The organism is Streptomyces sp. NPDC088261 (genome assembly GCF_044740805.1).
Taxonomy (GTDB): Bacteria; Actinomycetota; Actinomycetes; order Streptomycetales; family Streptomycetaceae; genus Streptomyces.
On the sequence record NZ_JBIURL010000007.1, the window covers coordinates 65,768 to 81,909 of the forward strand.

Annotated in this window: 5 protein-coding genes; 4 read left to right on the forward strand and 1 reads right to left on the reverse strand. The window is 67.2% G+C overall.

Annotated features, from left to right (window positions below):
* Positions 1–5: 5 nt before the first annotated feature.
* Positions 6–791, reverse strand: a complete 786-nt coding sequence (gene lexA / locus ACIODU_RS15905) for a transcriptional repressor LexA (protein ID WP_161309411.1) — start codon at positions 789–791, stop codon at positions 6–8.
* Between the two features lie 479 nt (positions 792–1,270).
* Between lexA and nrdR the strand changes: the two genes are divergently transcribed.
* The 4 genes from nrdR (at position 1,271) to ACIODU_RS15925 (ending at position 16,132) form a co-directional block, all read left to right on the forward strand.
* A complete protein-coding gene (gene nrdR, locus ACIODU_RS15910; RefSeq protein WP_161309412.1) occupies positions 1,271–1,780 on the forward strand; it encodes a transcriptional regulator NrdR in 510 nt (169 codons plus the stop codon).
* Between the two features lie 179 nt (positions 1,781–1,959).
* Positions 1,960–4,863 (forward strand): vitamin B12-dependent ribonucleotide reductase, encoded by a 2,904-nt coding sequence (locus ACIODU_RS15915; protein ID WP_356427821.1) that lies wholly within the window; start codon positions 1,960–1,962, stop codon positions 4,861–4,863.
* 418 nt (positions 4,864–5,281) lie between these two features.
* Entirely contained in the window at positions 5,282–8,986 is a 3,705-nt protein-coding gene (locus ACIODU_RS15920) for a LamG domain-containing protein (protein WP_401767945.1), read from the forward strand.
* Between the two features lie 186 nt (positions 8,987–9,172).
* Entirely contained in the window at positions 9,173–16,132 is a 6,960-nt protein-coding gene (locus ACIODU_RS15925; protein ID WP_401767946.1) for a polymorphic toxin-type HINT domain-containing protein, read from the forward strand.
* The last annotated feature ends 10 nt before the right edge of the window (positions 16,133–16,142 follow it).

Genomic DNA, 16,142 nt, shown 5'->3' on the forward strand with positions numbered 1-16,142 from the left:
TGGCCTCACACGCGGCGCAGCACCGCGACCACCTTGCCGAGGATCGTCGCCTCGTCGCCGGGGATCGGCTGGTACGCCGCGTTGTGCGGGAGCAGCCACACGTGCCCGTCCTCGCGCCGGAAGCGCTTGACGGTGGCTTCGCCGTCGAGCATCGCGGCCACGATGTCGCCGTTCTCGGCGACCGGCTGGCGGCGCACCGTCACCCAGTCGCCGTCGCAGATCGCGGCCTCGATCATCGAGTCACCGACCACCTTCAGCACGAACAGCTCGCCGTCCCCCACCAGCTGACGGGGGAGCGGGAAGACGTCCTCGACGGACTCCTCCGCGAGGATCGGTCCGCCGGCCGCGATCCGGCCGACCAGCGGGACGTACGACGCGGCGGGCTTGCCGGTCGTGTCGGTCTGCTGGGTGCTGGGCTGGTCGGAGCCCCTGACCTCGTACGCCCGCGGGCGGTGCGGGTCCCTGCGGAGGAACCCTTTCCGCTCCAGTGCCATCAGCTGATGGGCCACCGACGACGTGCTGGAGAGACCGACGGCCTGGCCGATCTCCCGCATCGACGGGGGGTACCCACGCCGTTGGACCGAGTCCCTGATGACCTCGATGACCCGCCGCTGCCGGTCCGTGAGACCGGAGCTGTCCGCCCTGATTCCTGGAGGCCTGCCGGGCAGTGACCGGTTGGGCTTGGGCCCCTCCGGGTTCGTGACTGCGTCATTCATTGCATGCACCGGCTCGAGTCGGCTCTGGGAGCGGTCCTGGGCAGTGATGGTGGCACTGTCTGCGGTGGTGGTCACGTCGGGCCCCTCTCGAAATGTTCTCCCTAGCTGGACAACGGTAGTTGCTTTCGAAAGGTTGCGCCAAACACACGTTCGAGTGAAAAACCAAAGAGTGTCTTACGCGTGCGACTTACCAGGTGTATAGCCGGTCCTGTCCGGGCCGGCCCGAGGGCGGTCCCCGCGCCGTATCCTCCCACCGGCCGGGCCGGAATCCGGGCCGCCGCGCCCTTCCCGTACCCTCGTGGCCGGTCCTCGCCACCCCGCCCCCGCCGGGGCCCGCGCCCGGGGGTGACCCCCCGGGGCGACACGCGGAACACGCCGGGGCCTAAGATGCGGAAAACCCCAGATCTAGTGGTTGGATTGTTCCAGCCGCCCAGAAGTTGTGGTCCCGGTGCTCGTGGCCGGTAACCATCGCCTATGCTGGGAGTTGCTTCGAGGGGCTCGTTCCGGGCCTCTACGGTGCTGTTCAGTCACGCTGCGAAGGAGGGATGGGAACCATGCACTGTCCCTTCTGCCGGCACCCCGACAGCCGGGTCGTCGACAGCCGCACCACCGACGACGGGACGTCGATCCGCCGCCGCCGTCAGTGCCCCGACTGCTCGCGCCGTTTCACGACGGTCGAGACCGCCTCGCTGATGGTGATCAAGCGCAGCGGCGTCACCGAACCCTTCAGCCGTACCAAGGTCATCTCCGGCGTCCGCAAGGCGTGCCAGGGACGACCCGTCACCGAGGACGCCCTCGCCAAGCTCGGCCAGCGGGTCGAGGAGGCGGTGCGCGCCACCGGCAGCGCCGAGCTGACCACCCACGACGTGGGGCTGGCCATACTCGGCCCGTTGCAGGAACTCGACCTCGTCGCGTACCTGCGCTTCGCATCCGTGTACCGGGCGTTCAATTCGCTCGAAGACTTCGAGGCCGCCGTCGCGGAGCTGCGTGAGCGGCCTCTCTCGGAGGAAAGCGGGACCGGCGACACCTTCGAGGGACCCGTCCCCGCCACCGTCACCGACTGACCGACCGCGTACCGACCGACCGGGTCCCGGCCCTCAGGGCCTGCCCCCGGCCGTCGTGCGGCAGCTTCGTGACGACACAGGCCTGCCCCGGGCGCGACCGACCGCGCCCGAGGCATCACATACACATGTGCCACGGGAAGAACATGGCACTTCAGTGCGTTTTGTACGTAGGAGGCGGCATGACAGAGACGACGAGCGGACCCGCGCGAGGCACCCGCACCAAGGGAACGAAGGCCGGCAAGGGACTCCGTATCGACCGCATCCACACCTCCCCCGGCGTGCATCCGTACGACGAGGTCAGCTGGGAACTCCGCGACGTCGTCATGACGAACTGGCGCGACGGGTCGGTGAACTTCGAGCAGCGTGGCGTGGAGTTCCCCGACTTCTGGACGCTGAACGCGGTCAACATCGTCACCAGCAAGTACTTCCGCGGCGCCCTCGGCACCCCGCAGCGCGAGACCGGTCTCAGGCAGCTGATCGACCGGATCGTGAAGACGTACCGGAAGGCCGGCGAGGACTTCCACTACTTCGCGACGCCCGACGACGCGGAGATCTTTGAGCACGAGCTGGCGTACGCCCTCCTTCACCAGGTCTTCAGCTTCAACTCCCCGGTGTGGTTCAACGTCGGCACGCCCCAGCCGCAGCAGGTGTCGGCGTGCTTCATCCTCTCCGTGGACGACTCGATGGACTCGATCCTCGACTGGTACAAGGAAGAGGGGATGATCTTCAAGGGCGGCTCGGGCGCCGGCCTGAACCTCTCCCGGATCCGCTCCTCCAAGGAACTGCTCTCCTCCGGCGGCAACGCCTCGGGTCCCGTCTCCTTCATGCGCGGCGCCGACGCCTCCGCCGGCACGATCAAGTCCGGCGGCGCCACGCGCCGGGCGGCCAAGATGGTCATCCTGGATGTCGACCACCCCGACATCGAGGACTTCATCGAGACCAAGGTCAAGGAGGAGGAGAAGATCCGCGCGCTGCGCGACGCGGGCTTCGACATGGACCTGGGCGGCGACGACATCACGTCCGTCCAGTACCAGAACGCCAACAACTCCGTCCGGGTCAACGACGACTTCATGAAGGCCGTCGAGGCCGGCGGGAAGTTCGGACTGCGCGCCCGCATGACCGGCGAGGTCATCGAAGAGGTCGAGGCGAAGTCCCTCTTCCGCAAGATGGCCGAGGCCGCGTGGGCGTGTGCCGACCCGGGCATCCAGTACGACGACACGATCAACCGCTGGCACACCTGCCCGGAGTCCGGGCGGATCAACGGCTCGAACCCGTGCAGCGAGTACATGCACCTGGACAACACCTCGTGCAACCTGGCCTCGCTGAACCTGATGAAGTTCCTCAAGGACGACGGCAAGGGCCACCAGTCGTTCGAGTCCGAGCGCTTCGCCAAGGTGGTCGAGCTGGTCATCACCGCGATGGACATCTCCATCTGCTTCGCGGACTTCCCGACGCAGAAGATCGGCGAGAACACGCGCGCCTTCCGCCAGCTCGGCATCGGGTACGCCAACCTCGGCGCCCTGCTGATGGCGACGGGCCACGCGTACGACTCCGACGGCGGCCGCTCGCTGGCCGGCGCCATCACGTCGCTGATGACCGGCACGTCGTACCGCCGCTCCGCCGAACTGGCCGCGGTGGTCGGACCGTACGACGGCTACGCCCGCAACGCCGAGCCGCACAAGCGCGTCATGAGGCAGCACGCGGACGCCAACGGCGCGGCCGTGCGCTTCGACGACCTGGACACCCCGGTCTGGGCCGCCGCCACGGAGGCCTGGCAGGACGTGCTCCGCCTCGGCGAGAAGAACGGCTTCCGCAACGCGCAGGCGTCGGTCATCGCGCCCACCGGCACCATCGGTCTCGCGATGTCCTGCGACACCACGGGCCTGGAGCCGGACCTGGCGCTGGTCAAGTTCAAGAAGCTCGTCGGCGGCGGCTCGATGCAGATCGTCAACGGCACGGTGCCGCAGGCGCTGCGCAGGCTCGGCTACCAGACGGAGCAGATCGAGGCCGTGGTCGCCCACATCGCCGAGAACGGCGTGGTGGTCGGGGCCCCTGGTCTCAAGACCGAGCACTACGAGGTCTTCGACTGCGCGATGGGCGAGCGTTCCATCTCGGCGATGGGCCACGTGCGGATGATGGCGGCGATCCAGCCGTGGATCTCCGGCGCGCTGTCCAAGACGGTCAACCTCCCCGAGACGGCGACCGTCGAGGACGTCGAGGAGGTCTACTTCGAGGCGTGGAAGATGGGCGTCAAGGCGCTCGCGATCTACCGCGACAACTGCAAGGTCGGCCAGCCCCTCTCGGCGAAGAAGAAGGACGAGAAGGTCGCGGAGAAGACCGAGGAGACCATCCGCGCGGCGGTGGAGAAGGTCATCGAGTACCGCCCGGTCCGCAAGCGGCTGCCCAAGGGCCGCCCGGGCCTCACCACGTCCTTCACGGTGGGCGGCGCCGAGGGGTACATGACCGCCAACTCCTACCCGGACGACGGTCTCGGCGAGGTCTTCCTCAAGATGTCCAAGCAGGGCTCGACGCTCGCGGGCATGATGGACGCCTTCTCGATCGCCGTGTCGGTGGGCCTCCAGTACGGCGTCCCGCTGGAGACGTACGTGTCCAAGTTCACCAACATGCGCTTTGAGCCGGCCGGGATGACGGACGACCCGGACGTGCGGATGGCGCAGTCGATCGTCGACTACATCTTCCGCCGCCTCGCGCTCGACTTCCTGCCGTTCGAGACGCGCTCGGCGCTGGGGATCCACTCGGCGGACGAACGCCAGCGCCACCTGGACACCGGTTCGTACGTGCCGTCGATGGACGACGACCTGGACACCGAGACCCTGGCCCAGTCGGCCCCGCGCCCGACGTCCCAGACCCCCACCACCCCGAAGCCCCCGAAGGCCCCGGCCCTGACGAACGCGTCGGTGATCCCGGCCCCCAAGGAGGCCCACACCTCGGCCGAACTGGTCGAGATGCAACTCGGCATCAGCGCGGACGCCCCGCTCTGCTTCTCCTGCGGCACGAAGATGCAGCGAGCGGGCTCCTGCTACATCTGCGAGGGCTGCGGCTCGACGAGCGGCTGCAGCTGATCCAGTAGCACGGTCTCTCCGAGGGAGGGGCACCGGCCACAAGCCGGCGCCCCTCCCTTTTTTGCCGTGGGGAAAGAGATATTCGGTCGAGTTTTTGTTTCGGGTCGTCCGATGCGCATTGCACCGGCATTACCCCGCAGTTCATGAAGCGTTCTTCCTGACGGGGAGTCGGAAGTGCTGTTTCGCATCGGATGGTGGATTTCAGTGGATCCCCTGTGGTGACGGTCCGTATGCGGCGGCCGATTCGACAGGCGTCGGGTGACACGTAACACCGTTGACAGAGGGATTGGTTGATCACTTAGGGTCCTCGAGTCTGTGTGCATCTTGTGATCCTGGGGTGGGGAAATTGGGCGGGGCAGCGAGTGGGAGTCGTCGCGGAAGAAGCCGCGACGCATGGCGCCGAACGGCTTCCTTGGCGGTGGCATCGGCGCTTCTGGGCGGGGCGGCCGTGGTGGCGCTGCCGACCGCCGTCCCCACGGCCGCCGCCGCGTCGCCCGTGCTGAGCGCGTCGGCGCGGGCCGCCGCCTCGGGTGAGGCGGTCGAAGAGGTGACGCAGCGCACCGCGTACTCGACGACGCTGGCGAATCCGGACGGCACGTTCACGCTGACGCAGTCGACGACTCCCCAGCGTGTGAAGCGGGCCGACGGCTCGTGGGCCGGGATCGATGTGGACCTGGAGCGCCGCGCGGACGGCAGTGTGGGCCCGAAGGCCGCCGCGGTGGCCCTGTCGTTCTCCGGCGGGGGAGCGGCGGCCGGGGACATGATCCGGCTGGGTGACGGGGAGCGTTCCTTCTCGCTGGACTGGCCGGGCCCGTTGCCCGTTCCGACGCTGGACGGTGCGACCGCCACGTACGCGGAGGTGCTGCCGGGCGTGGACCTGCGGCTGACGGCGACGTCCGAGGGCTACCGGCAGGTTCTGGCGGTCAAGTCGGCGCAGGCCGCGGCCAGTGCGGAACTGGAGCGGATCACCTTCACGGCTGCGGGCGACGGCCTGGAGGTGGCCGGCGGGGCCGGAGGGGGTCTGCGGGCGGTGGACGAGGACGGCAACGTTGTCTTCAACGGTCCGGCCGGCCAGATGTGGGACTCCGCCGGGGACGAGAGCGCCCCGGTGACGCGTTCCCTGACGGCGGCCGGCGGTCCCGCGACGGACGGGGTGGACGATCCCTCCCTCCCGGGCGCCGGGGACGCGACGGCCGAGCTTCCCGTGACGGTGGACGCCGGTACGGTGCAGGTGAAGCCGGACCTCGATCTGCTGCGGGGCAGCGAGACGGTCTACCCGGTGTACATCGATCCGCCGGTCGGGCTGGGCGGCGCCGTGGAGCGCACCAAGATCTCTTCGGACGGCGACAAGTTCTGGCAGTTCGACGGGGACAAGGGCGTCGGCAGGTGCGGAAGCGCGGACGGCTATTACTGCGGTGACAATTACATCGACCGCATGCTGTTCGAGTTCGCGCCGACGAACCTGAACGGAAAGTACGTCCTCGACGCGACGTTCCGCGCGCACGAGACCTGGTCGTTCAACTGCGACGCGAAGTGGCTCAACCTGGCCCGTACCAACAATATCTCCGAGGGCACCAGGTGGCCGGGGCCTTGGGTCATCGACCACATGGGTGACCGGCTGGTGTCGGCCGGCCGGGGTGACAATTGCAGTCCTTCCCAGCCTGACAAGTGGGTCGAATTCCACGACGATCCGGCCCAGTCGAACGAGAACCTGACCCCCACCGTGCGGGCGTTCGCCGACGGGAAGTTCTCCCGGCTGACGCTGATGCTGTGGGCCAAGGACGAGGACGACCCGCGGGCCTGGAAGCGTTTCGACAGGAACGCCGAACTACAAGTCACGTATGTGCTTCAGCCGGGCGTCCCCCAGGACGTCGGCGTGATCCCGGGACTGGGGAACGTGGGGCAGTGCTGGACCAACCCCGACGACCCGTTGACCGTGACGAGCCTGACGCCGACGGTGCAGGCGAGGGTGGTGACGAAGGTCAAGCCGAAGAACGACGAGGAGAAGGGCTCGCTCCAGGCCGGATTCCGCGTCGCGCGCAAGCTGACCGACGGAACGTGGGAGGAGATCTGGAGCGCGACGTCGAGCGGGTCCGATCCCCATGGCACGCTGGAGAAAACTCCCACGACGCAGCGTACGGACGGCACGGTGTACCGCTACCGGGCCCGTACGCAATCCCGGTGGTCGTCCGGGGGCCAGAGCGGTGAATTGATCTCCGCTTTCTCTCCGTGGTGCTATTTCAAGATTGATGCCACGGCCCCGAAAGCTCCCACCATCACGGCCGGCACCCCCTACACCAAGTGCACCGCCAACGCGTGCGAGGCCAAGGGCGGTCCTGGCGTCGCGGGAACCTTCACTTTCACGCCCAACGCGGCCGACACGGACATCATCGGCTACCGGTGGCGTCTGAAGAGCGGGTCGGCGTCCGAGACGAAGCGGGTCGGCGGCGCGACGTACACCGAGAGGCTGGTGATTCCGAAGCTGGCCGGCACCCAGGTGCTGACGGTGGAGGCCATCGACGTCCGTGAACGGAAGGGGCCTCCGGAGGACTTCACCTTCAACGTGGCGCCGGCCGAGGGCGAGGTGGGCCGGTGGCACTTCGACGACGGGGTGGCCGGTTCCGGGGTGACGGTGGCCAAGGACACCGCGACCGTGGGTCCTCGTCACGACGCGACGTTGCGTACGGCGGGGGCGGGCTGGTCGACGATGGCCCGGCGCGGGGAGGCGGACCAGTCGCTGTGGCTGGACAGCGCCGACCCCGCCAACCAGCAGGCGTACGCCTCCACCAGCGTGGCGGCGGTCAACACCCTGGACTCGCTGACCTTCTCGACGTGGGCCTATCTGACGGATGCCTCGTCCAGTCACATGGTGATGACAACGCCGGGTTCCCAGGCGCAGGCTTTCGCTCTGTACTACTCGTCCTCCACGAAGGGCTGGGTGTTCAGCCACACCGCCGCCGACTCCGCGACGCCGGTGATCCTCACCTCGAAGGCGGACACCGCCAACCCTCCGCTCGGGGTCTGGACCCACCTGGCGGGTGTGTTCAAGACCGAAGGGGACGACGGAGTGCCCGACCTCGATCCGGCCAACGACACGATTCAGCTGTACGTCAACGGCCGGCCCCAGGGCGCTCCGGTGAAGCTGGCCGCCGCGGCCACCGCGCAGGGTGCCGTCTACAGGCCGTGGACGGCCCTCGGCGGCCTCCAGTTCGGACGGTCCGTCATCCGTGGCGAGAGCGGGCTGTACTTCCGGGGCCGTATCGACGAGGCCGCGGTGTGGCAGCGCGCCCTCAACGCGGAACAGGTCCTTGAGGAATCCAGGCTTCTGGAGGACGACGGGCCCGCCAACGAGCTGGTGGCGGACTGGGACGCGACGACCGCCAGTGGGACGACGATCGGCGAGATGTCTCCGTACCCCCACGCCGCCCTGAATCTGTCCGCGACGGGCGCGGTTCTCGACGGCGACGACCACGCGCTGGTCCTGGACGGCGTCTCCGGTTACGCCTCCACGCAGGGGCCTGTGGTGGACGAGACGGGTTCCTTCACCGTCTCGGCGCATGTGCAGCTGGCCGAGCAGAAACTGGCGGCCAAACCGGTCGGCTACAAGGCACAGGTCGCCGGGCAGCGCGCTGGTGCGCAGTCGGCACAGTCGTCGTGGGCGCTGTGGGTCATCAAGCCGGCAGAGGACACGTACCAGTGGCAGTTCACCCGCACCGCCGTCGACGCCTCGGGCAGGGTGACGAAGGACACCGCCATCACACCCCTCGCGGATCTGGCCGAGGTGAACACGTGGGTGGATGTGACCGGTGTCTTCGATGCCCAGGAGACCTTCGAGATCCCCGATCCGGGGAATCCGTCCGAGACGGTGGAGCGGCGGGGAACGCTTCACTTGTACGTCGGTTCGTTCCCCGTCGAAAGCTCCAGCAGCCCTGGATTCGACGGCGTGCAGCAGGGTGCCGGTGAACTTGTCGCAGGCAGAGGCACGCAAGGCGGCACCACCGGCTATTACCTTCCCGGCGGCCTTGAACGACTGCGGATCTGGACCGGCGCCCTGACCCTTGATCAGATCGGCGGTCAGGTGTTGCCCGGTGCGGGGGACGAGACGACGAGTTCCGCGTCCTGAGAGTACGGAGGAGCGGTGGCGCAAGCCGCCGCTCCTCCCACGGGCCCACGGACCTCGGTCCGGCGGTTTCCCGCAGGGTCTTCAGTTCTTCCTATTTCATTCCTTGCCCGATTTCTTGCTCCCTTGACGGTTCGCGGGGGCACTGGACGCACTCCTCGATCAGGAAGTGCGTGAAGGAGAGCTGTCATGAAATTGCTCGGATGGGCCACGGTCTTCCACGGCCGTAGCCGGCACACCAGAGGCAGAGGCAGGTGGTCCCGGCGTGTCGCCACCGTCACCGGGTTTGCTCTGCTTCCTGGACTGATCACCCCTGTCGCCTTCGCGGACGAAGCCCGTCCGCTGGGCATCACAAAGCTCCCCGCTCCCCGGTCGGCAGACGTGACCCCTTTCAGGGCGAAGGTGGACAGAGAAGCCGCCGCGGCGCGCAAGAAGGCCGAACAGGCCGACCGGGCCGCTGTCGCACGGGCGAAGGACAACCAGGCCGAGACGGTGACCTGGCCGGCTGGCGGTACCGCGGTGCTGACACTTCCTGCGGCCGGGGAACGGTCTGCCGTGGTCGACCCGGGCTCATTGCCTCTCACTCTGGCCCGGCCCGCCGCGCCGAAGGCCGCCGCGCCGTCGGCGGGCACCGCCCGTACCGTGACGGTGGACGTACTGGACCAGAAGGCGGCCCAGCGTCTGGGAGTGAAGGGCGTAGTGCTCCAGGTCACCGGCCCGAAGGACGGGGGCAGTGCTCGCCTGGGCGTCGACTACTCGGCTTTCGCCTCTGCGTACGGCGGTGACTGGGCCGGGCGCCTCCAGGTACTCCGCCTGCCGGACTGCGCGTGGGACGACTCCGAGAAGCCGGCGTGTCGTACACGCACCCCGCTGGAGTTCGACAACGACCGCCCCGAGCAGACCCTGCGCACGGAACTCGCTTTCACCTCGACCGCGGCGAAGCACCCGAGTGCCAACTCGGCGCCGACCACGATGATCCTGGCGCTGGCGGCCGGCACCAAGTCCGGTGCGGGCGATTTCAAGGCCACCCCCTTGTCCGCCTCCTCCACCTGGGAAGCGGGCGGCTCGTCGGGCAGCTTCACCTGGTCCTACCCCCTCCGTACCCCGCCCGCTGCCGCCGGCCCGGCGCCTGATCTGTCGATCTCGTACGACTCCGGCAGCGTGGACGGCAAGACGGCCACGACCAACAACCAGGGCACCGCGATCGGTGAGGGATTCGACCTCACCTCCTCCTACATCGAGCGCAAGTACGGGTCCTGTGACGACGACGGGCAAGCCGACAAGTTCGATCTTTGCTGGAAGTACGACAACGCGTCACTCGTGCTGAACGGCAAGGCCAGCGAGCTCGTCAAGGACGACACCACGGGCGAATGGCGGCTCAAGAACGACGACGCCTCCACCGTCACCCACTCCACCGGTGCCGAGAACGGTGACGACAACGGTGAGTACTGGACCCTCGTCACCGGCACTGGCACCAAGTACGTCTTCGGCCTGAACAAGCTCGACGGCGCGGGAGCCGACGACCGCACCCAGTCCGTCTGGACCGTCCCGGTCTTCGGTGACGACGAGGGCGAACCCGGCTACTCCGCCGGCACCAGCCTGTCAGGACGGGACAGGACCCAGGCCTGGCGCTGGAACCTCGACTACGTCGAAGACCTCCACCAGAACGCCATGTCCTACTGGTACGCCGCCGAGACCAACAACTACGACACCCTCGGCGACGACAACACAGGCACCCCGTACACCCGCGGCGGCTACCTGAAGGAAATCCGCTACGGCCAGCGCGCCGGTGCCCTGTTCAGCGGCAGTCCGGCCGCCTCGGACAAGGTCAACTTCACTTACTCGGAACGCTGCGTCGCCACCGGCACCGGCTGCGACGAACTGACCGAGGACACCCGGGACAACTGGCCGGACGTCCCCTTCGACGCCGTCTGCAAGAGCGACACCAAGTGCACCGGCAACGTCGGCCCCACCTTCTTCACCCGCAAACGCCTTGTCGCCGTCACCACGTCCGTCTGGGACGCGGCGGCCTCCACGCCCGCGTTCACACCGGTCGACGCGTGGTCACTCAAGCAGACCTACCTCGACCCGGGGGACACCGGCGACTCGACCGACCAGTCCCTGTGGCTGGACGAGATCCGGCACACCGGTAAACGCGGCGCCGACCTGTCACTGCCGCCGGTCACCTTCGACCACGAGATGCGTGCCAACCGCGTGGACAGCGGCAGCGACGACATTCTCCCGCTCAACAGGCCACGTCTGAACGAGATCATTTCCGAGGCCGGCGCGCAGACGATCGTCAACTACGCCGACGAGGACTGTGTCGCCGGGCAGACGATGCCGAAGGTCGACGAGAACACCCGTAACTGCTACCCCGTCTACTGGTCCCCCAACGGGGGCAAGGACGCGCAGCTGGACTGGTTCCAGAAGTACCCGGTCACCTCGGTGTCCACCACCGACCCCCGTGGCGGTTCACAGGCGGTGCTCCACACCTACCAGTACGCGGGGGGAGGCGCCTGGCACTACAACGACGACCCGCTGACCAAGGAGAAGGAACGTACCTGGTCGATCTGGCGCGGCTACGCCAAAGTCACCCACCTGACCGGCGCGGCCGACAAGACCCAGTCCAGGACGGTCAGCGTCTACCTGCGCGGCATGAACGGCGACCGGGTCCTGGGCGCCGACGGCAAGACCCCGGATCCCGACCAGCGCCGTACGGCGAAAGTGACCGGGATCAAGGCCGGCGAGATCACCGACGCCGACCCGTACGCCGGCTTCACCCGGGAAACCGTCACCTACAACGGAGCCCAGGAAGTCGGCGGGCAGATCAACGACCCCTGGTCGAAGAGAACCGCCACCCAGCACAAGTCCTACGCGGACACGGAGGCGTACTTCGTCCGTACCGCCGCCACGCATTCACGTACCAACATCACCACCTCGGGTACGGCCAAGGACCGCGTTCGCACCACCAGTACGACCTTCGACGACTACGGCATGCCGGTGACCATGGAGGACAAGGGCGACGACGCGGTCTTCGGTGACGAGACGTGCGCGCGCACCACCTACGCACGCAACAGTGCGGTGGGCATCACCAGCCTCGTCTCCCGCAGCCAGGTCGTCGCGCGGCTGTGCTCGGTCGCCACGACCAACTTGGACCTGCCCACCGACGCGACCAGACCGGGCGACCTCATTTCCGACACCGCCACCGCGTACGACACCACGACCTACACCACCGTCCAGCAGCCGACCAAAGGCGAAGCCCGGTGGACAGGCCGGGCCAAGAGCTACGCCGCGGACGGCACCCCCTCCTGGCAGGAGGTCGCGACCACCGACTACGACGGCCTTGGCCGCCTCATGACCGTGAGGAACACCAACAAGACCCTCATCGACACGCGTACCTACCTGCCGACAGACGCAGGGCCTCTGACCAAGACGACTGCCACCAACGCGAAATCCCAGACCACTACCACCCTGGTGGATCCGGGGACCGGCGCGGTCACCCGTGTCACCGACCCGAACAACAAGGCGACCGACAGCGAGTACGACAGCCTCGGTCGGATCACCAAGGTCTGGCTCCCCACCATGCCCAAGGCGCTCCCCGCCAACTCGCCGACCTACGTGTACAACTACGGCATCCCCACCAACGCGACGGATCTGCCGTGGATCTCCACGGGAGCGATGCGCGGCAGCAGTCCGGGCAGCTACAACACCACGTACGAGCTCTACGACTCGCTCCTGCGACCCCGCCAGGTCCAGTCGCCGTCCTCGGTCGGCGGCCGGATGATCGCCCAGACCGTCTACGACGACCGTGGCCTCGCGGTCTCCTCGCATTCCGACATCTGGGACGACAAGGCCGGCCCGTCGAGCGCCATGGTCCAGATCGATGTCGCCGAGGCACCGGCCCAGACCGACACGACCTATGACGGCGCGGGCCGCGCCGTCCGCACGGTGTCGAAGAACTTCGGCGTGACGCGATGGACGACGGACAGCGCCTACACCGGCGACACCGTCATCACGACGGCTCCGACCGGAGGACAGGCCACGGCGGTGATCAGCGACGCCCTCGGCCGTACCACCGAGAACCGCCAGTACGCCGGCACCCAGCCCACCGGCAGTGCCTTCACCGCCACTCACTTCACGTACACCCCGGCCGGACAGCAGGAAACCGTCACCGGCCCCGGCGACGCGACCTGGTCCTACGGATATGACCTGTTCGGCCGCCAGACCAGCAGTACGGACCCGGACAAGGGCAAGAGCACCACGGGGTACAACGAACTCGACCAGGCCATCACCACCAAGGATGTCGGCCGGAACAAGACGCTCGTCTCCGAGTACGACATCCTCGGACGGCAGACGGGTCTGTGGGACGGTACCAAGACCGATGCCACCAAACTCGCCGCCTGGAACTTCGACACCCTGGCCAAGGGCCGGCTGGACTCGTCGGTCCGTTACGAGAACGGCGTGGGCACCGCCACGAGCAAGGCTTACACCCAGAAGGTCACCAAGTACGACGCCGCCTACCGGGCCCAGTTGAGCGAACTCACGCTCCCCGCCAACGACCCCCTCGTCGCCGCAGGGGTTCCTCAGACGCTCCAGTTCGGTTCGAACTACAGCGGCATCGACGGCACCCTGACGGGCGAGGACCTTCCCGCCGTCGCGGGCCTGGCGCGTGAGCTGACCACAAACAAGTACAACGCCGTCGGGCAGGTGCTGACCTCGGGAGGGAAGAACAGCTACCTGGTCGGTGCCACGTACGAACCCGTCGGAGATCTCGGACAACTGATCGTCGGCTCGGAAAGCGCGGGAACGCGGGCGTCCCTCACCAACTCCTACGAGCTGGGTACCCGCCGCCTCACTGGCTTCGCCGTGACCGACACCGTCCACAGCTACATGCCGCTGGAACTCCAGTTCAAGCAGGACGACGCCGGCAACGTCACTTCCATCTTCGACGCCACCACGCAAGGCGGCACGGGTAAGGCCGACTACCAGTGCTTCACGTACGACGGCTACCGCCGCGTGACGGAAGCCTGGACGCCGAAGACAGAGGACTGCGCTGCCTCCGGCCGCACGACAGCCAACCTGGACGGCGCCGCTCCGTACTGGACGAGCTACACGTACAACGACGCGGGTCAGCGGGCGTCCGAGAAGCAGCACGCGGCGGGGGGTGACAGCACCACTGTCTACAACTACGGCACACCTGCTCCCGCCGGCCAGCCGCACCCGCTCACCAGCACCACGGGGGCCAGGGCGGGCACGTACCAGTACGACGCGGCGGGCAACACCACCAGCCGTCCGGGAGTCCAGGCGCAGCAGACCCTGACCTGGAACAGCGAAGGCAAACTCGTCTCCGCCACGGAGCCCGCAGCCGGCACCAAGCCCGCCACCGGCACCAGCTACCTCTACGACGCCAACGGCGAACTGCTGATCAGCCGCAACACCACCGGAGACGGCGACACCGTCCTGTACCTGGGCGGCACCGAGGTCCGCCTCACCACCAAGGGCACCGCCAAAGCCCTGACCGGCACCCGCTACTACCAGGCCGCAGGCCAGACCCTCGCCGTCCGCACCGCCACCGCGGGCGTCACCGGCACCCAGCTCAGCTACCTCGCGGGCGACCACCACGGCACCTCCTCCATCGCCTTCGACTCCGCCACCCTTGCCGTCACCAAGCGCTACACGACCCCGTTCGGCGCCCCTCGCGGCACGAAGCCAACCACCTGGCCCGACGACAAGGGCTTCCTCGGCAAACCGGCCGACACCACCACGGGCCTCACCCACATACGCGCCCGCGAATACGACCCAGGCATCGGCCAATTCATCAGCGTCGACCCTCTCCTGGAAACTGACAAACCCCAAACACTCAACGGTTACAGCTACAGCCTCAACAACCCCGCCACAGTCAGCGACCCCACGGGCACCTGCGTAGACCCGGGCAACGGTCACTGCCAGCCGACGCCAGGAGGAAGCGACACCAACCACGATGTCGGGCAGGGCCGCGGGCCAACAGGCAATCCCGCCTTCGGTGGCACGGCCCCTACGAGTAACACCGGACAAGTCAACGACAGCAGTGATGGCGGGGGAGGTAGGAGCCTGACCCCCGCTGAAGCAGCACAATTCGATGCCGCGATTGCAGCAGGGGCGAATGTAGACCCGTTCAACAATGTGGGAAATGTTGCCGCAGGTCCTATCCCGGATCCGGTGAAGCACGCCGAGGCACAGACTGCTGTTCTCGCACTGGCCTGCGCCCTCCCCTATGTGAATCTTGCATGCAGCGCCTACGACATCAAGAAGTCCTACGCTGCCGGCGACGCCGGCGGGGTGGCCCTTGGTCTAGCAGGCATGGTGTCAGGAGGTTCGTCCCTAAGCAAAATTATTGGTATCGGAAAAAGGTGGATGGGGAGCGATTGTAGCTTCTCTCCGGATACCGAAGTGTTGATGGGTGATGGAGGAAAGAAGCCCATCGAAAAGGTAAAAGAGGGTGATCTGGTCGAGGCCGCTGACGCTGAAACTGGAAAGCTCAAGGGGGGTCGCCCGGTTACTGCAACCCACATAAACCATGACGACGATCTTGTCGATGTAAAAATCAAGTCGGGCGACCAATCGTCTGTTCTTCACACAACGTCCCGGCATCCCTTCTGGGATGAAACCCTCAAGACGTGGGTGCCAGCCGGAAAGCTCACCCCGGGCCATCAACTTGCCACCGCCATCAATCAAAATGTACGTGTCACAGCGGTACGCCGAATTCCTGGCTCCGCCGACATGTACAATCTCACCGTTGGTGAGCTCCACACGTACTATGTGCTGGCAGGCGCCACTCCAGTCTTGGTGCACAATTCGGGGGCATGCCCTAAGGCGGTTGCCGATGCCTGGCACGAGGGCACGTTCGACAACCCCGGAGGCAGTTTCGAATACCACTGGGGAAAGCATGGCAGTCCATTGAACGTTACGCGCGAGAAGTACTTGCAAGATTCGAGTGGCTGGGCTCAGCGTCTGGCTGAGCCAGGGGGCAAGAAGGGGTACAACGCAAAGAGAATGCCATTCGACGACGGTAAGTGGGGCGTGAAGTATTCGGATCCCAACGGGGGTATGGGTGGGATTATTGGGCCGGACGGACGAGTCGTTTCCTTCTGGTACGACGAGACCCACTAGGAGCAAGGAA

Excerpts from the sequence above, each read along its gene's own strand:
- ACIODU_RS15915 (WP_356427821.1), top strand. The coding sequence starts at position 1,960 with ATGACAGAGACGACGAGCGGACCCGCGCGAGGCACCCGCACCAAGGGA.
- ACIODU_RS15925 (WP_401767946.1), top strand. The coding sequence starts at position 9,173 with ATGAAATTGCTCGGATGGGCCACGGTCTTCCACGGCCGTAGCCGGCAC.
- nrdR (WP_161309412.1), top strand. The coding sequence starts at position 1,271 with ATGCACTGTCCCTTCTGCCGGCACCCCGACAGCCGGGTCGTCGACAGC.